This window comes from Planococcus sp. VCh962 (genome assembly GCF_057748275.1).
In genome coordinates, this window is sequence record NZ_JBYLHS010000002.1 from 219,596 (window position 1) to 243,722 (window position 24,127).

A 24,127-nucleotide genomic window follows, 5' to 3' on the forward strand; every position below is an offset into this window, starting at 1 on the left:
TCGCCCAATGGTTTTTATTCGACTCCCGGCAAAATGGTCAAGGTTTTCGCATCTGCATCCAGCCGGGCTTCCACTCCAAGCGGAACCGAAAAATGCGGTTCACAATGTCCGATTTTAAAGCCTTTGACAACGGGAACTTTCAAGTCGCTGAAATAATCATCAAATACTTGGTCCAATGTTAACGACCGTTCTTTTTTCTTCGGTTCCGAATTTTTAAAATCACCGATGACAATTCCGGCCACTTCGTCAAATTTTCGTGCCATCCGCAGATGATTCAGCATTTCATCCACTTGATACGGCTCTTCGTCGATATCTTCGATCAACAGAATCTTGCCTTTCACATCTAAATCGAATTTCGTGCCGACGGCGCTGCGCAGCAGCGATAAATTGCCGCCGACCAGTTCCCCTTGCGCCACTCCCCCGCTGAGCGCTGTCAGCGGAGAAATTTCTTCGGAATAATGCAATTCGAAAGGCCCGAACAATTGGCCGAACATCCGTGCGCTGCGTTCATGGAATTCCTCTTTCCCTACATCTGATGCAAGCATAGGGCCATGGAATGTCACCAAATCCGAGTATTGGCCGATTGCTGTATGTAAAAACGTAATATCGGAATATCCCCAGAAAATTTTCGGGTTTTCTTTAATCATTTGAAAATCGATGCTTTCGGCATAACGTGCTGCTCCATATCCTCCGCCTGCACAGATAATGCCTGAAATTTCCGGGTCTTCGAACATGGCATGCAAATCTGCGAGCCGCTCATCATCTGTTCCAGCCAAATGGCCATTTTTCGCTTCAACGGATTTTCCCATTTTCACATTCAGCCCAAGCTGCTCCAAAAATGGCAAGGCTTTTTTCAAGTTCTCTAAATTTGGCGGGCTTGACGGTGAAATCACTCCTACCGTATCCCCTTTTTTCAAACGCCTTGGTCTGTTTCGCACATATATTCACTCCTATTTCAACTTTAGTCCATATACTCAAGCATACCGCTTTATGCTGGAAAGTAAAACTTCAGCAGAATTTTGCGGTCATGGCGAGCTCCGTCATCACCAGCATGGCACGGTAAGCCTCGATAATGTCCTTCGCCTGGTAACGGACAATTGTTGTTCCTTCTTCTATCTCACAGCCAGGCATGAGTGCTGCAAGTTCTGCTTCGCCGTAATTGGTAAACTCGATTTTTAAGAGCGGCGCATCCGGCGGAACGAGCGGCTGGACATTTGCACGGTTCACAATCGCCTGTTTGGTTTTTTCCTTCAACAGCTGCTGCGCTTTTTTCGGATGCAGCGTTTGGACAGCCGACCGTGTCAGTGATTTTTTGACAGCAGCCGTCACGATATTCGGAATGAGCGCTTCGGCTTCCCGGCATGCACCGTCGTCTCCCGCCACCATTATAACGGGCACTCCGTAAAAACCGGCAACATACGCGTTAAAACCCAATTCCCCGATTTCTGTTTCGTTGATCCACATTGAACGTACCGCAAAAACCATGGCATGGGACATTACGCCTTTTTGTCCCGCTCTTGCATGATAACCGGCAAAAATTGCCCCTTCATAAGAAGAGTCAAGCCCTTCCACCATGGAAAGCGCCTTTACTCCACCGCTGATCAGCAAAGCCTCTTCATGCAATTCTTCCACAATCAGATTATTCATTTTGGAGTGGCTGTCGTTGACCAGAATTTCCCCCGCTCCCTGTTCAAATGCGCCTTTAATGATGGCGTTAGCGTCCTCGGTCATCAAGCGGCGTCCCCGTTCGTAATTCAATTCTTTTGAATCTACATATGTATAATCCGGCAAAGCGGTAACGCCTTCCATGTCCATGGACAAATAAATTTTCATATCCGCTATTTTCCTTTCTTCTTTTGTTTTCGGAAACTTCTTTAAATTTAATCTAGCAATATACTTTCTTAATAGCAACCGCTTCATTCACAGAAGACTTTACCAAGTTAAAAATGATAATTAAAGATTTATCGGTATAAAATTTAGAATTTTTAGTTATTTTGGTCCATGATAAGAATCTGATATTGCTTTATGATTGAAAACAAGTTATAAAACGGCTGGCCAAATTCTTATAACTTAATAAGTAAGATCTTCTTTTATACAAACTGAATGCTTAAGGAGTGGATAGGTATGAATTTTGACAAAGTACTGGAACTAGAGTGGGAAGATCTTGCCATCGGGTTAGCCGGTTCAACAGCCTTAATGTTGTTCCTGAATTTCTTTACTTTAATGTAAGAGGTGACTTATGCATATCGGAGTATATTAAAAGCCCTTTTCCGGATAGCTGGAAAAGGGCTTTTAAGCGTTTTTTTGCATACAAAAACGCCTGCTCTCAATTAATCCGGGCAGGCGTTTTATCCATAGGCTAAATTCACTTTACAAACCTCCATTTTGTTGTTGTTGTTTGATCAAATCATTGAACATCGCTTCATCGTGTATGGACAAAGCATAGTCAATCATGCGGTTAAAGTTTTCCTGTTCCAGAAAATGAATGGCTTCTTCCGCTTCTTGTTTTGCCTGGTCGTTCACTTCAAGCAGCCCTTCTCTCTCTTCCTGCAGTATTGCTTGCAGGTGCATGTGAATATCGGACACTAGCAGCAGCTGATACAATGGCAGCCGGATAAATCTATTGCCTTTTTGGAAAACGAACACTTCAGATAGGTTCTCTACTTGAAATGTGTTTAAATTGACGACTATCTCTTTGCCTTCTACTGGAATAAAATGAAACAGTTCATCGTCTTTAAGAATTGAGAAGTATTGATAGGCAAAAACAAACCTTACAAGATGATCTTCTTTCTTTGTATAAAAAGGTTTCATCAATTTAACATGCAGCATGACACTCCCCCCCTTTTCAAAAAATTAGAATATTCTTACTACATTTATAATATCATATATCTCTCATTTCTGATACAAAAAAGCACAAGGATTATTCAAGCCATATGCCGAAATTGTGACAGGGAAATTATCTGCGCAACACGATAAAATGCATGTGGCTGGAGTGGATTCGAATTAGCAAGGAAGTCATTAAGGAGTGGAGATAAGTTTCGAATTCTTGCGCTTCTGCTTCGCTTTTTCGGAAGATCAGGCAATTGGAGTTGAAATCAATCTGGGCTTCTCTTAAAGGCATCTGAGGAAACCGCTTATTCTCGAACACGACACGGTTATGCGACGAAGTGGCTTGCCATTCAACTTTCTGGAAGCTGCTATCTGTTTGGCGAAGACAAACTTCCCACTGGCTAATTGACTCTGGAGTAATTACATACCCTAAATCAGGAATTTCTAAAACATATGATTCCATTAAATTCATTCTCCTTTCAATCTAAATTTCAGGTTTATTAAACGCAGTGAGTGATTGCATTCGATCTACCGAAAAACAGCTCTGTAGCTGAGTTTGGAGGAAATCTAGCCCAGCGGTGCCAAGACATAGACAGGTGCATTGCAGAGACAAGAGCAATCGTCTCCCTCTTGCCAAAGCGTCTGCAGCGGTATGTGAAAGGATAGTTCTTCAATCCCTCTTATTTAATTCAATAAACAAGCCTATTTATGAAAACGGCAAATGAAAATAGCGAAATAAACCAAATAGATTCATCAAAAATGGCATTAAATTTTCTTCAACGTTTACGGGGCTCTCTCAAACCCGTATAATAGAAGGAAAGTTTTTATTTTGGAGCGATGCATATGGCTACGGTTCAATCCCTAGCAAAACGGTTCGATGATACGATTCACAATTATATGGCTGCTATCGAAAAATCACTCAATCCATCGCGTGAGCAGGATGAGGAAATGGTTCGAAAAGCAGTCTTTTTAGTGCGCCATGACGGAGTGCAGATTTTGTCGTTCAACGAAGAACGGCTATTGCTTGAAGCAATCGTCAAAGATGCCCATACAGTCAAAGTCCTATTGAATTTTGATAAATTAAACGCTGCATGCGCATGTCCGCAGGAAGAGATGTGCCGCCACAAATTGGCCGTGATTTTTGCGCTTTATCAGAAAATCGGCTCTCTTTCAGAATGGGTAGCCGACTGGCGTTCCCGCCCTTCTGATTCCCTCAGTCTCCTCACTGGCAAACGCTCTCCTGCCCAATGGACACAGCTCATCCGGAATGCATGGCGTGATCCGGTTCCGGATTACACGACACGCAATTATTTTTATTTTGAACAAATGTATGAAGGACGCCTGAAAAATGCGCTTTCCTTTGTGCCCCTGGAACGGGAATGGAAAGTGTTTTACCGCACTTACGCCCATCTGATTTCGCTTATGGAAGTCTGGAATACCTATATTGCCGGCACGACAGAAGTGCATCATTCTTTCTTCAAAACTTGGTTTGAAGATGAACTGCACGCGATTCGTGATCTGCTCGAACAATTGCGTGTCCAGCACCGTACATTCGAAGCCGATGATTTCTTGAAACATCTGCGGATGCTGGTCCGTTCTTTTGTGCAAGTGAAAGACGGTTCGTTTTCGCAGCGATTTACTGTTTACCGCTTGTTTTGGACCACTCTTTTCACAACGAATAAACTGCGGGTGGAAGAAATATCCGCTTTTGACCGGCCTGAAAACCGGATCGAGGCATTTTTCGCCATCCTTCTGCATGACGATGTCTCCGTGAAGAAAATTTCGCCTGATGAGACGCCGGATTGGGTGCAGCTGGCCATCCTGGCAGAAGAAGAACAGCATGAACAGGCGTTGGCCGCCATTTTAATGGCCGTAAAACCGAATGTGAAAACCTTCCTGTTCGACGGGTTATACACACAATACCGCCATCAATATGTCCGCGTTTTGAGCCGCCTTTTCTCACAAATCCATTTGAGCGAAGCGGATTGGGAAGATTTGTTCAAGCAATTCGGCCATTACGGGCTGCCTGCTTATTCAACTTACCTCATTGAGAAACAGCTTTATAAGCAATGGGCGGAATTGCATCATCTCCATAATTCGCCGCTGTATTTTGCTGAAGAATGCGGACTGAAGGAAGTTCAGGAAGCTTCTCCAGACTACGTATTGCCGCTTTTCCACCGGTATGCGATGGATTACTTGGAAGAACGCACCCGGCCCGGCTATAAACAAGCGGTCCGGATTTGGAAGAGAATGAAAGCCGCCTGTAAAAAAAGCGGTCAAATGGAGTTTTGGAAAGCCTATATGACTGAGATACGTACACAAAACAAACGTCTGCGGGCACTCCAGGAAGAGATCGAGAAAGGACATCTTGTATGAATCAGTTCCAAATAGAAGGAAGCCGCACTTATTACTTGAAAATTAACCGCACAGAAGATTTTCGCATTCAGGCAACAAATGAACTGGGAAACCGTATACCTCCGGAAATTTGGAAACCTTATTTGTATTTCCTTGATAAAGAAAGCTTTTATGGATTGACGGCGCGAATCGATGGCTTGGACCTGCTTTTGACGCCAGCTGAATTTGTCCGTTTGTTTCAACAGGAACCCCATCATTATGTTTCATTTTTGGGACAGCGTGCCGAAGATGAGGCATGGCTGAAATTAGCCGGGAAAGTGGCGGATTCGCTGAACGATCCGGATTTATGGAACCATGTATCAGTGGATGGTGAAGATATACTGTTCGATTCCAGTTATGGCGATCCGGAGATTCAAGCGTTTCTTACCGATACCATCCACCATCAATTACGGCAAAAGGGCTTAACTCCAGCACAGTTGCCTTTTATCCAGCATTTTGTTCAGCATGCCGGGTGGCAGGGACTCCCTGTTGCTGACGATTACGTCTTAGCTGCCCAATTGAGCGAACCGGATACAGATGCTTTCTGGTCTTTTAAAGTGGTGCTCCGCTCAAAACGCGGCACTGTCTACTGGTCTCCTTCAAAACGCCGTGCAGATGAACCGATTGAAAAGGTCCTTCCGGAGAAATGGAAAGCCTATTCCCGGGAAATCGGCCAACAGCAGACGCTGTTGCTGAGCCTATGTCCATCGGTGGAGAATTATGATGAAAGCCGTCTTTACCATGCAGAATGGACAGATGCCCAGGTGCTTGAGTTTTTGCGCAATGACGCCGAAATCTTGCAGGCATTCAACATCGAAGTCTCCATTCCATCTTGGCTGAAAGCTGTCCAGGAATCAAAAGTCCGAGTACGGGCAAATATCCACTCCCCTGTCAAAAAAGCGTCGGTGGTGGGACTGGATCAGATTGTCCGTTTTGATTGGCAATTTTCATTGAACGGCCATGAACTGAGCATGCAGGATTTCCAGCAGCTTGTCGCTGAAAACAAAGAATTTATCCGCATCGGCAATGAATGGGTTCGTGTGGATTCCAATTTGCTGATGCAATTGCGGAAAATGATTGAAGAAGCCGATGATGCGGAATGGACCATCAAAGATATGCTGTTCCAGAATGTGCCGGAAATCATGATGGATGAAGGAGCCGAAGAAGATGACGACCCATTGGTTGAATTCCATCTGAACAAGTCGCTTCGCCTGCTGCTTGATAAGCTGCTTGATAAGCGCGACTTGCCGGAAACGCCGATTCCTTCGAATTTATTAACAGAACTTCGACCGTACCAAAAAACCGGATTCGATTATTTGGTCTTTATGAGAGAAGAAGGATTTGGCCTATGCCTGGCTGACGATATGGGGCTTGGGAAAACGGTGCAGCTGATCGCTTATCTTCTTCATGTCCACGAAAAAAATCCAGGGCAGCCGTCACTGATCATTTGCCCGACTTCCGTACTTGGCAACTGGCAAAAAGAGCTGGAGCGTTTTGCCCCTGATTTGAAAGTTGTCACTCATTACGGCAGCACACGCCCGAAAGAAGCGGATTTCTTACACTTCTTGAAGGAAGAAAAGCCGGATGTCGTGCTGTCGACTTACGGCATCGCTTCATCTGATGCTGCTGAAATACAAGCGATCCATTGGACCAGCATCACTCTCGACGAAGCCCAAAACATCAAAAACATGTACACGAAACAGTCGCGGACCATCCGTAAATTTAAAGGTGACCATCATATTGCGCTGACTGGTACACCGATTGAAAACCGGCTATCGGAATTATGGTCGATTTTCGACTTTATCAATAAAGGTTATTTGTATCGCATCAAACAATTCCAGGAAAACTTCATGATTCCAATTGAACGCGATGATTCAGAAGAACATAAGGAAAAACTGCGAAAACGCATTCAGCCTTTCTTATTGCGACGGACGAAAAAAGATCCTGATTTGCAGCTGAATTTACCGGAAAAGCAAGAGCAATTGGAATACTGCCCGCTGACGCCGGAACAAGCCGCTCTATACGAAGGTTTGGTCCAAGATACCGTGCAGAAAATGGAGACGCTCACAGGCTTCGAGAAAAAAGGATTAGTGCTGAAAATGCTCAGCAAATTAAAGCAGCTATGCAATCATCCAGCGTTGTATTTGAAAGAACCTTATAGTTCCGCTGAAGAAATACTGCCTAGATCTCAGAAGCTGGAGCGTATTGTGACTCTCGCCGGGGAAATTGCAGAGCGCGGGGAACAGTGTTTGATTTTTACGCAATACATTGGAATGGGCCATTTGCTGCAGCAAGCCATCAATGAATTGTATGGCCACGAAGTTCCGTTCTTGACGGGAAGCATGCCAAAAAATCAGCGGGATTCACTCGTCGCTTCTTTCCAAGCAGGTAAGTTCCCGATATTCATCCTGTCATTGAAAGCAGGCGGCACCGGACTTAACTTAACCGCTGCCACTCATGTTCTGCATGCCGACAGATGGTGGAACCCTGCCGTTGAAAACCAGGCAACCGACCGTGCCTACCGCATTGGACAGACGCAATTTGTCCATGTCCATAAATTTGTGACCATTGGAACCATCGAAGAGAAAATTGACTCGCTGCTGACACAGAAGCAAGCGATGTCCGAACAGTTTATCCAATCCAGCCAGTGGATGACGGAACTGTCAGATCACGAACTAAAAGAATTGTTCTCGTATAATTTATAACTAATTCGGCCAGGCCCCCACCTGGCCGAATTCCCTTTTTAGACGGAAACGCCATCATCCTTTTGGACGGAACGGAAAATTGCTTTCAATTCACTTAGTTCCCGCTCCGCCTCTGCCAATCGCCGATGAAGCTGAGCCGTCATTTTGATCAATTGCTCCATATGCACTTCCAATTGCAACTGCGCGTCTTTTGGCATTCCTAAGTGCCTCCTTTATTTATTGCTATACGTTTACTCCATCCGTCCCAGGCGGCTGAAAGTCAAAGTCTGCTTCAGACTCAGGCTCCGGCTGCTTGTGGACGGATTCTTCTTTTTCTTTCCTTTTATCCAAAAAACGGATTTGATCACCTAATACTTCCGTTACGTACACTCGCGTGCCATCTTCTTTGTCGTAATGCCGCGACTGCAGTCTGCCTGTTACAGCGACAAGAGACCCTTTTACGCAGTATTTTGAAATGTTCTGGGCTGGCCGTCCCCACGAGGAGCACAGCACAAAATCTGTTTCCACTTCTCCTTTCTGGTTTTTGTAATTCCGGGACACCGCTACAATAAAAGAAGTATGTACGCGGCCTTCACTCATTGCCCGGCTTACTGGATCTTTTGTTAAACGCCCTACAATTCCGACTTGGTTCATTTATTCACCTCCTTTGGAATTACAGACAGCATACTAAGGAAAGTAAATAGTGCGCAAACATCGAAAAATTAAATTTGCCCGATTTTTGCCCATAATATTTTATTTTTGGATGGCTTACAATATTTTTTTCATTCACGCAACAGGACCAATTACACTCTTGGCACGCTTTCTCCATGCATTGAAAAATAGTTTTTCGCATATTTTTAGATTTTTTTGCGCTGATAGCCTGAGAAATTATGGCTATGATATACTGTAAAAAAGCGATGTTTGGAGGGATTTCCGTGAAGACATTTAAAATGCTGTCATTGGGCGTTGTAAACGGCCAAGAAGTGATTAATTATCCATTACAGGACGGCATAATCATTAACCAGGAAAATAGCCATCGTTCATGGGTGCTCGAAATGCTGATGGACCTCGAGTATCTGGAAACTTTCCAAAAAATGATGAACACCGGTGATATATACGATGTGAAAGTGGTCATCTCCTATCCGGACAACGAGCCTGCTACATTCGAAGTCGCCATTTACGGCGTCAAAGTCATGGGTGACCAAATTTCGGTGCTGATGAAAGGCACCTTGAAACGGGTACGCCGCAAATACGCGGAATCACTGCTATCTGAGCTATTGGAAGACGGCTTTGAAGGTGCGGAGTTGCTGGAACGCTTTGAACAGGATATGCGGACACGCCCAGGCCTCCGGAAAGATGAAGCCAAATCATAGTACACAAAACAAAAAACAGGCAGAGCCATGGTGGCTCTGTCTGTTTTTGTTTTGATGGCTATTTATTATGTTTTGAAATATACTTTCCGGCTTGCTTCAGCTGTTCCTGCTGCTATTTCATTTCTAAAAGCTTTTTTTCTATGTATGTAGCTTCAGCTCTGCAAGAATAAGAGAAATCTACCCCAAGAGATCGCTGCATTTTTTCAATACGGTCGATTTGTTCCTCTGAAGGCGCTTCCGTTAAAATCTTTTCGATAATGTCATTTATCTTGTCTGCCAGTTCTTTATGAAAGTCGGGACTTAATTTTACTTCTAATGGAACTTTGTCATACCATGGCGCGCTTGTCTGAATATAATCTTGCCAAACCTTCATGAAACCTTCCAGACTAAAGCGGTCTTCCTTCCACTCAATGTCTGCCATGTATTTTTCGAACATTTTAGATATGGATCTAGTTATGCTGCTTTTAATACCGGCTGGTAATGTTTTATACATTCAATTCCTCCTGCATTTGCAAGAAAAGCAGTAATAACTTTACCACTCTTCTTTAAATAATACCCAATGACTGAAACTCTTTTACCATCATTCTGTTATTTTGCTGCTACTGGCCCTAATGCAAAAAGGATATCGCATTCACAAACCAATTCTCCGTCCACAGAAGCAATTGCATGCCCTTTGCCCATGGAACCGCGGACTTTCGTCAATTCAACTTCCAGCCTTAGCTGATCACCCGGAACCACTTGGCGCTTGAAGCGGCAATTGTCGATTCCTGTAAAAAATGCCAAACGGCCTTTGTTTGCTTCCATTTGCAGAACCGCCGTAGCTCCTACCTGTGCAAGTGCTTCAACAATCAATACTCCTGGCATAACCGGATAGCCTGGAAAATGGCCATTAAAGAATTCTTCATTTGCCGTTACATTTTTTAATCCGACTGCTCTTTTGCCTTCTTCAATTTCTAAAATCCGATCTACCATTAAGAACGGATAGCGGTGCGGCAAAATCGCTTGAATTTGTTCAACCGTTAACATCGTTTCAGCTCCTTAAAATGATAATCAAAACAGAAAGAAGTTATTTCTTTCCACTAATAATATCAATAATATGCTGCCATGTCTCCCATTTCAGCGCATCCTTCGGATTTCCGTCTCCAATAACGCCATATCCGACCATGACTCCCACAACTATTGCTAAGGCTAACAAAGCAGTGACAATCAAAATCCGAAGCCAAATCGGAAACAGACGGATTTGTACCCATCTGCGCTGTTTCGGCTCCGTTTTTTCAGCATTTTCTTTTTGTTCGCGCTCCTGTTGCCGAAGACTTACCTTTTTTTTTGAATCAACCATTCGTTCAGTCAACCTTTCCATCGATGCAAGCCGCTTATTGAACCAAGTTTTATCACACTTTAACGGTCAATAAGCTCCCGCAACGCCAATTGGGAGTTCACCGGCAGTAAAGCCTGAATAGAATAGATCAATCAGCGAACAACAGAAGATTCCCGTGGCCAAAGCTTCTTGCTTATTGCCCGGAAATCAACTATTGGCGCTGAACTGAACTTGCATCTGCATTAGTTGTCATTATACTAAATAATTTTATCAATGCCATATGCCAATCGTCATATAGTAAAACAAGTTCACTCGGTGGTGATCTTTTTCTCTTCACTGGCCTGCGTTTGGAAATTCTTTAAAAATCCTTGTCTTCGGGAAGATAGTTTGTCCATATTATCCAACAAGATTCCTGTTCCAAGAGCGACACTGTTCATCGGCTGTTCTGCCACCATCACAGGAACTTTCAAATGATCCGCTAAAAGGTGATCAATGCCACTTAGCATTGCTCCTCCACCTGTCAGCACCACGCCGCGATCGATTATATCCGCAGAAAGTTCCGGAGGGGTTTTTTCTAATACATTTCTAGCAGCAGCAATAATCATGTTAACGGATTCTTTTAATGCTTCCTCAATTTCTGCAGAATGGACGGTAATGACACGCGGCAGCCCAGTGGCCATATCACGCCCGCGCACTTCCATTTCCTCTTTTCTTCCGTTTGAGTAAACCGAACCGATTTTTATTTTAATGGTCTCAGCAGTACGTTCACCGATGATTAGTTTATATTGGCGTTTGATGTATTGAAGGATATCGTTGTCAAAGACATCTCCCGCTACTTTGATGGATTCGCTTGTGACAATATCCCCCATTGATAAGACAGCAACATCCGTGGTTCCTCCGCCGATATCAATCACCATATTGCCGCTAGGCTGATAAATATCCATGCCAGCGCCAATTGCTGCCACTTTTGGTTCTTCTTCTAAAAATACTTTTTTACCGCCTGATTTTTCCGCTGCTTCACGTATCGCTTTTTGTTCAACGCTTGTGACGTTTGTCGGGCAGCAAATTAAAATACGAGGTTTGGTCATAAAGCCTTTTACTTTTAAACGATCCAAAAAGTATTTAAGCATAATTTCTGTAACATCGAAATCAGCGATTACTCCATCTTTAAGTGGACGGATTGCCACAATGTTTTCGGGTGTACGGCCAATCATTTTTCTTGCTTCTTCCCCAACTGCTATAACCCGGTTTGTCTTTCGCTCCAGTGCGACCACCGACGGCTCGTTCAAGACGATTCCTTTTCCTTTAACATGAATCAGGACATTAGCTGTCCCGAGATCAATCCCGATATCTTTTGAGAACATTTATCCGTTTCCCCTTCCACCAATAACACACAAAATATGCGAGTTGTAAATACACTCTCCTAAATGAACATTTTAGCATAGTACGAGTAGAAAAGAAAAAGAATTCTAAGGGATAAAAGACCTGTTTTGCAATTTTCAAAGAATATACCCTAGTGCTATATCTTCTTTAATGGCGCAGCTTACGCCTTGTTCGCTTTATTCCTATCATATGGCCCTCTTCTTCTTTTCCCGATCGGCAGACAATATAAAAGCCTGCCAAATATTGCTGGCAGGCTTGGAATTATGATATTAGGCCATTTGTTCTTCTTTAACTTCTGTTTCTGCAGTGGTGATACGTTCGATATCAGCACCTAATGAAGCCAGTTTCAAGTGGAAGTCCACATAACCGCGATCCAAGTGATACAATTCATTGACACGTGTAATGCCCTCAGCTGCCAGACCGGCTAAAATCAGCGCCGCAGCCGCTCTTAGGTCCGTTGCTGACACTTCAGCTCCTTGCAGCTTAGAAGGGCCTTCCATGATCACTGAGCGTCCTTCAATTTTAACAGAAGCATTCATGCGACGGAATTCTTCGACGTGCATAAAGCGGTTTTCAAAAACCGTTTCAGTTAAAATCCCGTTTCCAGTAGCCGTCAGCATCAATGACATCATTTGCGATTGCATATCTGTCGGGAATCCTGGATGTGGCATTGTTTTGATATCAATAGAACGCAATGGATGGTTTGAGCGGATACGAAGCCCTTCTTCCGTCTCCTTGATGTCTACACCCATTTCACCCATTTTAGAAATCAATGCCGTCATATGTTCAGGCACTGCATTTTCAATGACCACATCTCCCTGGGTAATAGCTGCTGCTACCATAAATGTGCCAGCTTCGACTCTGTCCGGAATGATGTAATGTTCAGCTCCGTTTAATTCTTTGACGCCTTCAATGCGCAATGTGTCTGTTCCAGCACCGACAACCCGGCCGCCCATTTCATTGATGTAATTCGCCAAATCAACAATTTCAGGTTCTTTTGCAGCATTTTCGATAATAGTTACTCCATCAGCCAAGGCTGCAGCTGTCATAATGTTTTCAGTAGCTCCGACACTTGGGAAATCCAAATAGATTTTCGAACCGCGTAAACGGCCATTAACTGCCGCTTCTACAAAACCGTTCCCGAAAGTAATTTTTGCACCCATTGCCTCGAATCCTTTTAAGTGCAGTTCAATTGGGCGTGACCCAATTGCGCAGCCCCCTGGCAAAGCAACACGAGCGAATCCATTACGTGCAAGCAACGGCCCCATTACCAAGATTGATGCGCGCATCTTTCTGACGTATTCAAACTGCGCTTCGCTTGATAATGTCTGTGATGAATCAATCACCATTTCATTTTTTTCCGGGAAGTATTCAACCGTAGCATTTAAACTTTTCAGTACTTCTTGAATCGTATAAACATCCGCCAAGTTAGGTACATCTTTAATAATGCTCTTTCCGTTTGAAGCGAGAAGTGATCCGGCAAGAACGGGTAACACCGCGTTCTTAGCCCCTTCTACTCTTACTTTCCCTTTTAATTTTTGGCCGCCTCTTACTATAATCTGATCCACTGATATGCCCTCCATCTGTTAAGTATTCATACATCTATATGTAATTTCAAAATTTAAAGTCCAATGTCATAAATTAGAAACAAAACCTTTTTAATAATACCTGTTTTATACTAATATAACAAGTATCTATCCAATGTTTTCTATTATTTTATTCTTTTTGCTGCTATATGTTTCGAAAGAAGTTCACAATTTATGTCCGTTGGACCTATTTTTAAGTATAACTGTCTAGTCTCGCTGTATGTATAACTTTATATTACATTTTCATTACAGACTTAATTTTCCCTTTTTTACCACTGGTAAACCTGGAAACTCAACTTTATTTCCCGGGAAATAAAAAAATTAAGCTCTATTTCCAGCCTAGTTTTCAGCCGAAAAACTTTCTTTTGCCTATTGGATTCTCAGCTGTCAGTTTCCAATTAAACCAGCTGTTTAAAGAGCAGAATTCAGGCAAAAAAATTTGCCCTTTTGCCATGTGCACGAAAATCGTTCTCATGGCAAAAAAGCAAATTAGAATAAATATGGCAATTGTCTGGACCACGAGGAGATATTCAAAAAGAATGTAGAGACTCCTGTGCCTATCGCAATGCTAAGGAAAATATATAAAATCTGTGCCTGAAGCACGTGCTGTTTGCGGATCCATTTTTCAAACATCACTGCCCGCAGCGCATAAAATGCTACACCGGTAAAAAAGATATGGCTGAAAATCGAAATTAAGGCAGTCTGGCCAATCATAGCTTCCATGCAGCTCACTCCTTTTAGTAAAAAAAACGGGCAAAAGTCAATTGCCCTTCTGCCCGTTTTTAAAGATATTTTTTATCGTTTCATTTAGTGTCCAGCTCCAGCGCCCGTGTAGATTCGATGGGCGCTTGCGCTTTTCACTGTCCAGACTCCAACGGCCAGCTCCTCGGCCTTAAGCTGCCCCTCCTGTGCGGCAAAGAACGCCGCTTCGGAAGTCCATCTTAAGTCTGCCGGAGCTGAACGGCCGTTTTCGCTATTCTCTTTAAATGTTACCCTCATAAACGTTGATACGATTCTTCGCACGTCTTAACGCTAGTTCTGCTCGTTGATAATCCACTTCATCTTTATTCGCCTGAAGCATCGCTTCTGCACGTCTTGCAGATTCTTGTGCACGCGCCAAATCAATGTCTGTCGCTAGCTCTGCTGATTGGGCTAGAATTGTTACTTTGTCAGGACGAACTTCTAAGAATCCGCCACTTACAGCTGCTAATTCCGTCGAGTTTTCTTTCTTTAATCGGACTGCGCCGATTCCAAGAGGAGCTACTGTCGGAATATGGCCAGGCAGGATTCCCATCTCGCCTGTTGCTGTAACTGCTATTACCATAGAAACTTCTGAATCGTATACAGGGCCGTCGGGAGTGACAATATTGACTGTAATGGTCTTCATTTTTTTCCCTCCTGGTCCCTTGTTTTAGACTTCTACGCCCATGCTTTTAGCTTTTTCAATTACATCTTCAATGCGGCCAACTAAGCGGAAAGCATCTTCCGGCAAGTGGTCGTATTTACCTGCAAGAATCTCTTTGAATCCTTTGATTGTTTCCTGTACTGGAACGTATGAACCTTTTTGGCCCGTAAACTGTTCAGCTACGTGGAAGTTTTGAGATAGGAAGTTTTGGATGCGGCGCGCACGGTTAACCGTTAGCTTGTCCTCATCACTCAACTCATCCATCCCTAGGATTGCAATGATATCTTGAAGTTCACGGTAGCGCTGAAGCGATTCTTGAACTTGACGGGAAACTGCATAATGCTCTTCTCCCACGATTTCAGGCGACAAAGCGCGTGAAGTCGATGCAAGAGGATCCACCGCAGGGTAAATACCCATCTCAGAAAGTTTACGCTCAAGGTTAGTCGTCGCGTCCAAGTGAGCGAAAGTTGTAGCCGGAGCCGGATCCGTATAGTCATCGGCTGGTACATAAATCGCTTGGATTGAAGTTACTGAACCTGTGCTAGTTGTTGTGATACGTTCCTGCAATTGACCCATTTCAGTAGCAAGTGTCGGCTGGTAACCAACCGCTGATGGCATACGGCCCAAAAGTGCTGATACCTCAGATCCTGCTTGAGTGAAACGGAAGATATTATCGATGAACAAAAGAACGTCTGCGCCTTGTTCGTCACGGAAATATTCAGCCATCGTCAAACCAGTCAAAGCTACACGCATACGTGCGCCAGGCGGCTCGTTCATTTGTCCGAATACCATTGATGTTTTCTTGATAACGCCAGAATCGCTCATCTCGTGGAATAAGTCATTTCCTTCACGTGTACGTTCACCAACACCAGCGAATACGGATAATCCACCGTGTTCTTGAGCGATGTTGTTGATCAATTCCTGGATAAGAACTGTTTTACCTACACCGGCACCACCGAAGAGACCGATTTTACCGCCTTTGATGTAAGGGGCAAGCAAGTCAACAACTTTGATACCTGTTTCAAGAATTTCAACTTCTGTGGAAAGGTGTTCAAATGTCGGAGCCGAACGGTGAATCGGGTTACGGCGTTCAGACAATGGAATTTCTTCACCTAAGTCGATTACTTCTCCGAGTACGTTAAATACACGGCCTAATGTTACATCTCCAACTGGAACAGTGATAGCGCTGCCCAAGTCGGTTACTTCTGAACCGCGTTGCAATCCGTCAGTGGAATCCATTGCAATTGTGCGAACGGAATCATCACCTAGGTGTAGAGCCACTTCAAGTGTTAATTTCACTTGTTGTTGGCCTGGACGATCAATGAGTACAGTTAGGGCGTTGTAGATTTCTGGAAGATGGCCATTGGCAAACTTAACATCTACAACCGGACCCATAACTTGAAGAACGTGTCCTGTGTTCATGCTGTTCCCTCCTGTCTTACTGTTTTTACTATATAACGTTGATATTCCGCAAAACAGCTGCGAAGCTATTGGCCGAAGTTACTTCGGTCAATAAGCTTTGCGACGAAGCGCATAGCGCTGCAGGAGCACAAGTTTTTCTCCGCTGTTTTGCTCCATATCAAGAGATCTCTTAGCGCCGGCGCGACCAAGGGCTAGGCGGAGCTAGAAGACGAGTGTTCTTCTCGGCTTCTAGCGGGAGCCATGCCCAAAGCGGCCGAAGCGATGTGTAAAAAGATAATTCTTTAATTCAACTTATAATTTCTATTCAAGAGCCGCTGCCCCGCCGACGATTTCAGTGATTTCCTGAGTGATCGCAGCTTGGCGTGCCCGGTTGTATGAAAGTGTCAATCCATCGATCAAGTCAGACGCATTGTCGGTTGCGCTCTTCATTGCGGTCATGGACGCAGCGTGTTCACTTGCCTTGCCATCAAGAACGGCACCAAAAATCAAGCTTTCTGCATATTGCGGAAGAAGCACTTGCAAAATCGCTTCAGCTGATGGATCGAACTCGTAAGAAGCAGTTGCTCCAGTCGCTTGAATATCCGTTAATGGCAAAACTTTCTTTTCAGTAACTTCTTGCTGAATAGCTGAGACAAAGTGATTGTAGTACATATAAACTTCATCATACGTACCATCTGAGAACATACCAACAGCTTTGCGCGTAATTTCTTTAATATCAGCAAAAGTTGGGTGATCCGGCAGTGCAATCGCACTTTCAAGAATCGTCATTCCCTGCTTAGCAAAGAAATCCCGACCTTTACGACCAACGCTGAGGATAACAAACTCGTCATTGGATGTATGGCGCTGACGGATTCTCGCCATTACTGTACGAAGAATATTACTATTGTATCCGCCGACTAAACCGCGATCCGATGTAATCACTAGATAAGCTGTTTTAGCAACAGGGCGTGTCGTCATCATTGGATGAGTTTCATTGGAACCTTGTGCAATAGAAGCTACGACATCCTGAATTTTATCCATGTAAGGGACGAATGCTTTCGCATTCAATTCCGCACGGCTCAGCTTAGATGCAGAAACCATTTGCATGGCCCGTGTGATTTGGCTTGTCTTCTTGGTTGACGTAATTCGGTTTTTTATATCGCGTAAAGATGCCACTGGTATTTCACCACCTTATTATTTTTTCTTCATATTCGAACAAAGTTCTTGCCCTGCCTTAGTGACAGGTTAGGTCAACTTGCATTCAACGGGATTAAGAAACCCCATTGAATCCAGTTTCTCTTACTCTGATTTTGCGAATGTGCGTTTGAAATCGTTGATTGCTGCTCCAAATGCTTCATCAGAAGGCAAACCTTGAGTTTTGCGAATAGTGTCCAAAATTTCTGTGTGGTTGGAATCCAGCCAGCTTGTCAATTCCGCTTCGAAACGGCGAATGTCTTCGATTGCAATATCATCAAGGAATCCGCGAGTCAATGCATAGAAAATAACAACTTGTTTTTCAACTTTAATCGGATTATTCAAATCTTGTTTCAATACTTCAACAGTACGTTTCCCGCGCTCAAGTTTTGCTGCAGTCGCTGCATCAAGGTCTGATCCGAATTGGGAGAACGACTCAAGCTCACGGAATGCAGCCAAGTCAAGACGCAAAGTACCCGCAACTTTTTTCATTGCTTTAATCTGTGCTGAACCACCTACGCGTGATACAGAAAGACCTGCGTTGATTGCTGGACGTACACCCGAGAAGAATAGATCTGACTGAAGGAAGATTTGTCCGTCAGTGATCGAAATTACGTTTGTTGGGATATATGCAGAGATATCGCCAGCTTGCGTTTCAACGAACGGCAATGCTGTGATTGATCCTGCTCCAAGAGTTTCGTTCAACTTCGCAGCACGTTCAAGCAAGCGTGAGTGCAAGTAGAAGACATCCCCTGGATAAGCTTCACGGCCTGGAGGACGACGAAGCAATAGTGAAAGTTCGCGGTAAGCAGATGCTTGTTTTGTTAAATCATCATAGACGATCAAGACGTGCTTGCCTTCGAACATGAATTCTTCAGCCATAGAGATACCAGCGTAAGGTGCTAGGTACAATAATGGAGCTGGTTGTGATGCAGAAGCTGTAACAACGATTGTGTAATCAAGTGCACCGTTTTTGCGCAAAGTTTCAACTACGTTACGTACTGTAGATTCTTTTTGCCCGATTGCAACATAGATACAAATCATATCTTGGTCAGCTTGGTTCAAGATTGTATCGATCGCTACAGAAGTTTTACCTGTCTGGCGGTCACCGATGATCAATTCGCGCTGTCCGCGGCCGATTGGCACTAGAGCGTCAATCGCTTTGATTCCTGTTTGAAGTGGCTCATGAACCGATTTACGGGCCATAACCCCTTGTGCAGGGCTTTCGATTGGGCGTGTTTTTGTTGTGTTGATTGGACCTAAACCATCAACTGGCTGTCCAAGTGGGTTTACTACGCGTCCGATTAGTTCTGGTCCTACTGGCACTTCCATGATACGGCCAGTTCGACGTACTTCATCGCCTTCTTTGATATCTGTGAATGGCCCAAGGATGATGATACCAACGTTGTTGGCTTCCAAGTTTTGCGCCATACCCAATACACCAGTTGAGAACTCAATAAGTTCTCCAGCCATGACGTTGTCGAGGCCATGAACACGAGCGATACCGTCACCGACTGTGATTACCGTACCAATATCATCTACTTTCAATTCAGATTGATAGTTTTCAATCTGCTGTTTAATCAGGACACTGATTTCTTCAGCTTTGATGCTCATGTGTGTCACCCTCTCATAATTTCGTAAATTAACCGATCAATTGACGCTGCAAACGCTCCAATTTAGAAGAAATGCTGCTGTCATAAATACGGGTTCCGACTTGAAGACGCAATCCGCCGATCAAAGATGGATCGATGATGTTTTCAATTCGTAAAGATTGTTTACCGATTTTCTTGGCAAATGTAGCAGAAATGGATGCACGTTCTTCTTCAGTCAATGGACTCACCGAATATACTTTTGCATCTTCAATTCCTTTGGCTTCATTAGCTAATCCAATATATTGGTCTACTACGTCCGTGACTTCCTCTAAGCGTCCGCGTTCTGTCAGCAACTGCAATGTGTTGACGACATATCCATTCCCTTGGCCGAAAAGTTCGGAAATAATATTTTTTTTGTTTTCAGCTGCCAATTTTGGTGAACCTAAAAGATTCAGCAATTCCGGGTTTTCAACGAAAACTTTTTTAACTTCACGCAAATCCGCTTCCACTTCTTCAGAAGTGCCATGCTGGTTTGCAATTTCAAATAATGCTAATGCATAACGTTCCGAAGCTTGGCTCATTGTATGTCGCCTGCCTTCGCAATCGTTTCATTAATCAATTGGCGGTTGTCTTCTTCACTGATTTCTTTGTTCAGTACTTTAGATGCTGCGAGCATTGACAATGCCACAACTTCTTCGCGTACTGCCGCTAGAGCTTTTTCTCTCTCGTTAGCGATTTCTTGAACTGCAGAATCTTTCATGCGGCCAGCTTCAGTACGCGCTGTCGCGATAATATCCTGACGCGAAACTTCGCCTTGCTTTTTAGCTGTTTCTACGATTTCCTGTGCTTGAGTACGAGCTTCTTTTAACAAGCTGCGCTGTTCTTCAAGCAATTTCTGTGATTCCTGGCGGCTATGTTCAGCCGTTTCGATTTCACTGGCGATCAAATCTTCACGCTGTTGCATTACGCCCATCAATGGGCCCCATGCGAATTTTTTCAATAGCAACATCAATAAGATGAAAATTACGAGAGTTGCCAAGATATCTCCGATGTTTAAAAATTCCCCGGCCGCGCCGAGTACGAGGTGATCAAAAAACACGATTGTTTCACTCCCTTCAAGAGCTTAAAGTTCAGTTTCTTCTATAATAAGATCTTTTAATGTAAAAGAATAGTTTTTCGAAATCATAAGGTCTTTACAAACATAAATGGCGAAAAACCTGCCGAAGCATTCCCGCCATTCTGCCTAATGTATAAGAGACGATACTATTGGTTCATTACGATGAACGCGATAACTACTGCGATGATCGGTAATGCTTCAACCAATGCTACCCCGATGAACATAGTTGTTTGAAGAACGCCACGTGCTTCTGGCTGGCGAGCGATTCCTTCAACTGTTTTTGAAACGATAAGACCGTTACCAATACCTGCGCCTAGTGCTGCTAAACCTACTGCGATTGCTGCTGCTAATAAACCTAATGAACCTGTCATTTTGATATGTCCTCCTCAGGATAGTTGTTTTTTTGTTTTTTTGCTCAAGATGAGCAATTTATACTCAATGGTCGTCGGCAACTTTATGCGATAAATAAACCATCGTTAACATAACGAAAATAAACGCTTGGATTGCCCCGATAAAGATCGAGAACCCTTGCCATGCCATCATTGGAAGGATAGCGGCCGCAAATCCAAATACACTTGCTGATGCAAGCCCTGCTAGTAAAGTCAGCAAGATTTCACCTGCATAGATGTTACCGTAAAGACGCAGACCGAGTGTCAGCGTATTTGCAAATTCTTCAATAACCTTAAGCGGGAATAAAAATGGCATCGGTTTTAAATATCCTGCGCTATACTGGCCCAATCCTTTCAATCTAATGCCATAATAATGGCTTAGAACGATGATTGTGGCAGCCAATGTCATAGTTACCGTTGGATCAGCAGTTGGTGATTTCCACCAAAGATCTCCGTTGACAACTATTGCAAAAGGCAATCCCAGCATATTCGACACGAAGATGAACATGATCAACGTAATTCCAAGAACATGGAATCGTCCGCCATCTCTCCAGTCCATATTGCTCTTTATCAGACCTTTAACGAAATCCATGATCCATTCCATGAAATTTTGCATGCCCGTTGGTTTAAGCTGCAGATTCCGAGTAGCGATAAATGCAATTAGGAAAACGATAAGAGCTGCTACAAGAAGCATCATAACGTTCGATAAGTTAAACCAAATCCCGAACAATTCATACATTGGTGCGCCATGATCCACGATAGTTTCACCTCTCTTTCCACTTTATTAATGGTGTTTCACATGATAAACAATCCGTTCTGCCAATAACAGAACATAGGGGATCATCAACCCAATTACCGTACTGACCAAGTGAATGTACTCAGCGAAAAGAATTGCTATCGCCACCGCTGCAACACCTGATGCAAACCGTAATGCCGTTCCAAGCGAACGAACTTTCGAGCCTTCTGCCACCGCCCGGTCAAATCCTTCCATCCGGCGAACCAGAATCCACATATTATAAATGCCGAACAAGGAACCGATGATCAGGCCTGCGAAAACTTCTTGATAAGAGGTAAACCCCCAACCAATAACGAATGCCGCAAGGATGAAATACATCATCTTTTTAAGCCTTGTATAAATCTCCCTTAGTCCATCCATTTTTTACTAGTCTCCTGAGTCGAATTTTCGGATAGTTTGAAGCATTGCCCATATACCGGCGGCTAATCCTGTAAATAGGCAAATGATCAAGAAAAGCGGGGCGGTTCCGAATTGTTCATCGAGCCACATACCTGTGAATGTACCGATGAGTACGGACCCGACAAGTTGTGAGAGGATGGCGCTGTAGAGTGCCATCGCTTGTAAGGGACTTTTTGTTGGGCGCATGATAAACCCCTCGAGTTTCGTTTGATTTGACATTTTACCCCTAAAAAGAGCAGTCGCATCAGGCTTTCAGAACAACATCTTCTATGTATGAAAACCTTCTCATGCATACCCTTTGTAAGCATACAATAGGGGTAAAATCATGTCAATTACTAGAAGTGAAATTGTTCACAAGCGATTTTCATCTGTCATATTGTCGACAAATTTCCAAAAAGTTTTTTCTCACCACTTACTTAATTCTTTACTTAGCAGAAAAATATTCAATTAAAGCTTCAACAATTCGACGGGAAGCCTGTCCGTCACCGTACGGGTTAGAAGCTTGAGACATCGCTTTATAAGTCTCATCATTGGTTAGCAATTCTTTTGCCAGGCCATAAATTGTTTCTTCATCTGTCCCTGCCAGCTTAAGCGTTCCGGCCTCAATGCCTTCAGGCCGCTCAGTCGTGTCCCGCAATACAAGGACCGGTTTGCCAAGTGATGGCGCTTCTTCCTGAATCCCGCCAGAATCCGTCAAAATAATGAATGAACGGGCAGCGAAATTATGGAAGTCCAGAACTTCCAAGGGTTCGATCAAGTGGATTCTCGGATCGCGCCCAAGGATTTCATCCGCAACTTCACGCACTGCCGGATTCATGTGGACTGGATAAACTACTTGGACATCGTCGTGTTCAGCAAGAAGGCGCTTGATGGCCCGGAACATATTGCGCATCGGCTGCCCCAAGTTTTCACGGCGATGGGCAGTCAGCAAAATCATGCGGTCTGAACCGATTTTTTCAATAATCGGATGGCTGTAAGTCTCACGTACGGTCGTTTTCAATGCATCGATGGCCGTATTGCCCGTGATATAAATACTTGCTTCCTGTTTGTTTTCCAACCGCAAGTTCTGGGCGGATTTTTCCGTCGGTGAAAAGTGAATGTCAGCAAGGACACCTGTCAACTGACGATTCATTTCTTCCGGATATGGAGAATATTTATTATGCGTACGCAACCCAGCTTCTACATGGCCGATAGCAATTTGATTGTAGAAAGCGGCAAGGCTTGCTACAAAAGTCGTTGTCGTATCCCCGTGTACAAGTACGATGTCCGGTTTTGCTTCTTTCATGATGCCATCCAATCCGATAAGTGCCCGAGTAGTGACGTCACTTAATGTTTGGCGGTCTTTCATAATATTCAAATCGAAATCCGGTGTAATCTGAAACGTTTCCAGCACTTGATCAAGCATTTCTCTATGTTGGGCGGTAACCGCAACAAGAGGCTCAATGGTTTCAGGATACTTTTGGAGTTCGAGTACAAGCGGCGCCATTTTAATCGCTTCAGGCCGCGTGCCAAAAATTGTCATCACTTTCCACTTCTTCGACAAACTAATCCCTCACTTCTTATTTATCTAGACTCTGGCGAAAACCCTCAGAACGGCTTATATCCAAGAGTTAGATTGCCTGCTTTTATTCCTTATTTTGTTCCGAATAACCGGTCCCCTGCGTCACCGAGACCAGGAACGATATATCCATGTTCGTTCAGTTTTTCATCCAATGCCGCGATATACACATCTACATCCGGATGAACTGCTTGGAAAGCTTCTACGCCTTCCGGTGCTGCAATAATGCACATAAAACGAATTTTCGTTGCACCGCGCTTCTTCAAGGAGTTGACCGCTTCAATCGCTGATCCACCTGTCGCAAGCATCGGGTCTACTACGATAAACTCACGTTCTTGTACATCGGATGGCAATTTCAAGTAATATTCAACCGGCTGCAGAGTTTCCGGGTCCCGGTACAAACCGATGTGGCCCACTTTAGCAGCAGGAATCAATTTCAAAATGCCATCGACCATGCCGATGCCCGCGCGCAGAATTGGCACGATGCCCAATTTTTTGCCTGCCAGCACTTTGGAAGTCGCCATCTGAACCGGCGTTTCCACTTCAATTTCCTTTAGCGGCAAATCCCGAGTGATTTCAAAAGCCATCAGCGTTGCAATTTCATCGACCAATTCACGGAATTCTTTCGTTCCCGTCGACTTATCGCGGATATACGTCAATTTATGCTGAATCAGCGGATGATCAAATACATATACTTTCCCCAAGGCAT

At 43.9% G+C, this 24,127-nt stretch carries 27 protein-coding genes; 3 read left to right on the plus strand and 24 right to left on the minus strand.

Features of this window, described 5'->3' with window-relative positions:
- Positions 1-14: 14 nt before the first annotated feature.
- From AC3AQ9_RS08430 to AC3AQ9_RS08445, 4 genes are all read right to left on the minus strand, one after another.
- Positions 15-938, minus strand: a complete 924-nt coding sequence (locus AC3AQ9_RS08430; protein ID WP_488307023.1) for a S66 peptidase family protein — start codon at positions 936-938, stop codon at positions 15-17.
- Between the two features lie 70 nt (positions 939-1,008).
- Complete coding sequence (gene dppA, locus AC3AQ9_RS08435) at positions 1,009-1,833, minus strand: D-aminopeptidase DppA (RefSeq protein ID WP_488307024.1); 825 nt, start codon at positions 1,831-1,833, stop codon at positions 1,009-1,011.
- Positions 1,834-2,370: 537 nt separating this feature from the next.
- Positions 2,371-2,829 (minus strand): transcriptional regulator, encoded by a 459-nt coding sequence (locus AC3AQ9_RS08440; protein WP_488307025.1) that lies wholly within the window; start codon positions 2,827-2,829, stop codon positions 2,371-2,373.
- A 127-nt stretch (positions 2,830-2,956) separates the two neighbouring features.
- Positions 2,957-3,292, minus strand: coding sequence for a hypothetical protein (locus tag AC3AQ9_RS08445; protein ID WP_488307026.1), 336 nt, complete (start codon positions 3,290-3,292; stop codon positions 2,957-2,959).
- A 380-nt stretch (positions 3,293-3,672) separates the two neighbouring features.
- Here AC3AQ9_RS08445 and AC3AQ9_RS08450 point away from each other — a divergent pair, with 380 nt between their 5' ends.
- Positions 3,673-5,205 carry a hypothetical protein gene (locus tag AC3AQ9_RS08450; RefSeq protein ID WP_488307027.1) on the plus strand — a complete coding sequence of 511 codons (1,533 nt, stop codon included), beginning with the start codon at positions 3,673-3,675 and terminating at the stop codon, positions 5,203-5,205.
- Positions 5,202-7,928, plus strand: coding sequence for a DEAD/DEAH box helicase (locus AC3AQ9_RS08455; RefSeq protein ID WP_488307028.1), 2,727 nt, complete (start codon positions 5,202-5,204; stop codon positions 7,926-7,928). Before AC3AQ9_RS08450 ends, AC3AQ9_RS08455 begins: the two co-directional genes overlap by 4 nt.
- Positions 7,929-7,966: 38 nt before the next feature.
- Here the strand turns inward: AC3AQ9_RS08455 and AC3AQ9_RS08460 are convergent, their stop codons facing one another.
- Positions 7,967-8,125, minus strand: a complete 159-nt coding sequence (locus AC3AQ9_RS08460) for a hypothetical protein (RefSeq protein ID WP_488307029.1) — start codon at positions 8,123-8,125, stop codon at positions 7,967-7,969.
- A 25-nt stretch (positions 8,126-8,150) separates the two neighbouring features.
- The gene (locus AC3AQ9_RS08465) at positions 8,151-8,561 is read right to left on the minus strand and encodes a single-stranded DNA-binding protein (protein ID WP_488307030.1); all 411 of its coding nucleotides are present in this window, start codon (positions 8,559-8,561) and stop codon (positions 8,151-8,153) included.
- A 281-nt stretch (positions 8,562-8,842) separates the two neighbouring features.
- Between AC3AQ9_RS08465 and AC3AQ9_RS08470 the strand changes: the two genes are divergently transcribed.
- Complete coding sequence (locus AC3AQ9_RS08470) at positions 8,843-9,280, plus strand: YwpF family protein (protein ID WP_488307031.1); 438 nt, start codon at positions 8,843-8,845, stop codon at positions 9,278-9,280.
- Positions 9,281-9,392: 112 nt separating this feature from the next.
- On the opposite strand, the gene AC3AQ9_RS08475 is transcribed toward AC3AQ9_RS08470, so the two are convergent.
- The 18 genes from AC3AQ9_RS08475 to upp all read right to left on the minus strand — a co-directional run bounded on the left by AC3AQ9_RS08475 (position 9,393) and on the right by upp (position 24,122).
- The gene (locus AC3AQ9_RS08475) at positions 9,393-9,773 is read right to left on the minus strand and encodes a hypothetical protein (RefSeq protein WP_488307032.1); all 381 of its coding nucleotides are present in this window, start codon (positions 9,771-9,773) and stop codon (positions 9,393-9,395) included.
- Positions 9,774-9,868: 95 nt separating this feature from the next.
- Entirely contained in the window at positions 9,869-10,306 is a 438-nt protein-coding gene (gene fabZ / locus AC3AQ9_RS08480; RefSeq protein ID WP_488307033.1) for a 3-hydroxyacyl-ACP dehydratase FabZ, read from the minus strand.
- 40 nt (positions 10,307-10,346) lie between these two features.
- A complete protein-coding gene (locus AC3AQ9_RS08485; protein WP_488307034.1) occupies positions 10,347-10,619 on the minus strand; it encodes a DNA-directed RNA polymerase subunit beta in 273 nt (90 codons plus the stop codon).
- A 287-nt stretch (positions 10,620-10,906) separates the two neighbouring features.
- Positions 10,907-11,962, minus strand: a complete 1,056-nt coding sequence (locus AC3AQ9_RS08490; protein WP_488307035.1) for a rod shape-determining protein — start codon at positions 11,960-11,962, stop codon at positions 10,907-10,909.
- A gap of 288 nt (positions 11,963-12,250) precedes the next feature.
- Positions 12,251-13,549 carry a UDP-N-acetylglucosamine 1-carboxyvinyltransferase gene (murA, locus tag AC3AQ9_RS08495; protein WP_488307036.1) on the minus strand — a complete coding sequence of 433 codons (1,299 nt, stop codon included), beginning with the start codon at positions 13,547-13,549 and terminating at the stop codon, positions 12,251-12,253.
- A gap of 507 nt (positions 13,550-14,056) precedes the next feature.
- Positions 14,057-14,290, minus strand: coding sequence for a DUF1146 family protein (locus AC3AQ9_RS08500; protein WP_300990108.1), 234 nt, complete (start codon positions 14,288-14,290; stop codon positions 14,057-14,059).
- A 259-nt stretch (positions 14,291-14,549) separates the two neighbouring features.
- On the minus strand, positions 14,550-14,954 hold the full coding sequence (locus AC3AQ9_RS08505; protein WP_488307037.1) for a F0F1 ATP synthase subunit epsilon: 405 nt from the start codon (positions 14,952-14,954) through the stop codon (positions 14,550-14,552).
- A 24-nt stretch (positions 14,955-14,978) separates the two neighbouring features.
- A complete protein-coding gene (atpD, locus tag AC3AQ9_RS08510; RefSeq protein WP_488307038.1) occupies positions 14,979-16,394 on the minus strand; it encodes a F0F1 ATP synthase subunit beta in 1,416 nt (471 codons plus the stop codon).
- 300 nt (positions 16,395-16,694) lie between these two features.
- Complete coding sequence (gene atpG / locus AC3AQ9_RS08515; protein ID WP_488307039.1) at positions 16,695-17,549, minus strand: ATP synthase F1 subunit gamma; 855 nt, start codon at positions 17,547-17,549, stop codon at positions 16,695-16,697.
- Positions 17,550-17,672: 123 nt separating this feature from the next.
- Positions 17,673-19,181, minus strand: coding sequence for a F0F1 ATP synthase subunit alpha (gene atpA, locus AC3AQ9_RS08520; RefSeq protein ID WP_488307040.1), 1,509 nt, complete (start codon positions 19,179-19,181; stop codon positions 17,673-17,675).
- A 28-nt stretch (positions 19,182-19,209) separates the two neighbouring features.
- Positions 19,210-19,740, minus strand: coding sequence for a F0F1 ATP synthase subunit delta (locus tag AC3AQ9_RS08525; RefSeq protein WP_488307041.1), 531 nt, complete (start codon positions 19,738-19,740; stop codon positions 19,210-19,212).
- A complete protein-coding gene (gene atpF, locus AC3AQ9_RS08530; RefSeq protein WP_488307042.1) occupies positions 19,737-20,258 on the minus strand; it encodes a F0F1 ATP synthase subunit B in 522 nt (173 codons plus the stop codon). Before atpF ends, AC3AQ9_RS08525 begins: the two co-directional genes overlap by 4 nt.
- Before the next feature lie 164 nt (positions 20,259-20,422).
- The gene (gene atpE / locus AC3AQ9_RS08535; RefSeq protein ID WP_006829234.1) at positions 20,423-20,647 is read right to left on the minus strand and encodes a F0F1 ATP synthase subunit C; all 225 of its coding nucleotides are present in this window, start codon (positions 20,645-20,647) and stop codon (positions 20,423-20,425) included.
- Positions 20,648-20,711: 64 nt separating this feature from the next.
- Positions 20,712-21,422, minus strand: coding sequence for a F0F1 ATP synthase subunit A (atpB, locus tag AC3AQ9_RS08540; protein WP_488307043.1), 711 nt, complete (start codon positions 21,420-21,422; stop codon positions 20,712-20,714).
- A 27-nt stretch (positions 21,423-21,449) separates the two neighbouring features.
- The gene (locus AC3AQ9_RS08545; protein WP_036809798.1) at positions 21,450-21,821 is read right to left on the minus strand and encodes an ATP synthase subunit I; all 372 of its coding nucleotides are present in this window, start codon (positions 21,819-21,821) and stop codon (positions 21,450-21,452) included.
- A gap of 6 nt (positions 21,822-21,827) precedes the next feature.
- The gene (locus AC3AQ9_RS08550) at positions 21,828-22,046 is read right to left on the minus strand and encodes an AtpZ/AtpI family protein (RefSeq protein ID WP_488307044.1); all 219 of its coding nucleotides are present in this window, start codon (positions 22,044-22,046) and stop codon (positions 21,828-21,830) included.
- Between the two features lie 238 nt (positions 22,047-22,284).
- Complete coding sequence (wecB, locus tag AC3AQ9_RS08555; RefSeq protein ID WP_488307568.1) at positions 22,285-23,382, minus strand: non-hydrolyzing UDP-N-acetylglucosamine 2-epimerase; 1,098 nt, start codon at positions 23,380-23,382, stop codon at positions 22,285-22,287.
- A 110-nt stretch (positions 23,383-23,492) separates the two neighbouring features.
- The gene (gene upp, locus AC3AQ9_RS08560) at positions 23,493-24,122 is read right to left on the minus strand and encodes a uracil phosphoribosyltransferase (RefSeq protein ID WP_488307045.1); all 630 of its coding nucleotides are present in this window, start codon (positions 24,120-24,122) and stop codon (positions 23,493-23,495) included.
- Between the last annotated feature and the right edge of the window lie 5 nt (positions 24,123-24,127).

Bases quoted from the DNA above. Each gene is read 5' to 3' on its own strand.
- AC3AQ9_RS08440 (WP_488307025.1), bottom strand. From the start codon at position 2,829: ATGCTGCATGTTAAATTGATGAAACCTTTTTATACAAAGAAAGAAGAT.
- atpA (WP_488307040.1), bottom strand. From the start codon at position 19,181: ATGAGCATCAAAGCTGAAGAAATCAGTGTCCTGATTAAACAGCAGATT.
- fabZ (WP_488307033.1), bottom strand. From the start codon at position 10,306: ATGTTAACGGTTGAACAAATTCAAGCGATTTTGCCGCACCGCTATCCG.
- AC3AQ9_RS08445 (WP_488307026.1), bottom strand. From the start codon at position 3,292: ATGGAATCATATGTTTTAGAAATTCCTGATTTAGGGTATGTAATTACT.
- AC3AQ9_RS08450 (WP_488307027.1), top strand. From the start codon at position 3,673: ATGGCTACGGTTCAATCCCTAGCAAAACGGTTCGATGATACGATTCAC.
- wecB (WP_488307568.1), bottom strand. From the start codon at position 23,382: ATGACAATTTTTGGCACGCGGCCTGAAGCGATTAAAATGGCGCCGCTT.
- AC3AQ9_RS08465 (WP_488307030.1), bottom strand. From the start codon at position 8,561: ATGAACCAAGTCGGAATTGTAGGGCGTTTAACAAAAGATCCAGTAAGC.
- atpE (WP_006829234.1), bottom strand. From the start codon at position 20,647: ATGACAGGTTCATTAGGTTTATTAGCAGCAGCAATCGCAGTAGGTTTA.
- AC3AQ9_RS08475 (WP_488307032.1), bottom strand. From the start codon at position 9,773: ATGTATAAAACATTACCAGCCGGTATTAAAAGCAGCATAACTAGATCC.
- AC3AQ9_RS08500 (WP_300990108.1), bottom strand. From the start codon at position 14,290: ATGGAAGCTATGATTGGCCAGACTGCCTTAATTTCGATTTTCAGCCAT.
- atpD (WP_488307038.1), bottom strand. From the start codon at position 16,394: ATGAACACAGGACACGTTCTTCAAGTTATGGGTCCGGTTGTAGATGTT.
- AC3AQ9_RS08455 (WP_488307028.1), top strand. From the start codon at position 5,202: ATGAATCAGTTCCAAATAGAAGGAAGCCGCACTTATTACTTGAAAATT.
- AC3AQ9_RS08545 (WP_036809798.1), bottom strand. From the start codon at position 21,821: ATGGATGGACTAAGGGAGATTTATACAAGGCTTAAAAAGATGATGTAT.
- AC3AQ9_RS08505 (WP_488307037.1), bottom strand. From the start codon at position 14,954: ATGAAGACCATTACAGTCAATATTGTCACTCCCGACGGCCCTGTATAC.
- AC3AQ9_RS08485 (WP_488307034.1), bottom strand. From the start codon at position 10,619: ATGGTTGATTCAAAAAAAAAGGTAAGTCTTCGGCAACAGGAGCGCGAA.
- AC3AQ9_RS08460 (WP_488307029.1), bottom strand. From the start codon at position 8,125: ATGCCAAAAGACGCGCAGTTGCAATTGGAAGTGCATATGGAGCAATTG.
- AC3AQ9_RS08490 (WP_488307035.1), bottom strand. From the start codon at position 11,962: ATGTTCTCAAAAGATATCGGGATTGATCTCGGGACAGCTAATGTCCTG.
- AC3AQ9_RS08550 (WP_488307044.1), bottom strand. From the start codon at position 22,046: ATGCGCCCAACAAAAAGTCCCTTACAAGCGATGGCACTCTACAGCGCC.
- dppA (WP_488307024.1), bottom strand. From the start codon at position 1,833: ATGAAAATTTATTTGTCCATGGACATGGAAGGCGTTACCGCTTTGCCG.
- AC3AQ9_RS08525 (WP_488307041.1), bottom strand. From the start codon at position 19,740: ATGAGCCAAGCTTCGGAACGTTATGCATTAGCATTATTTGAAATTGCA.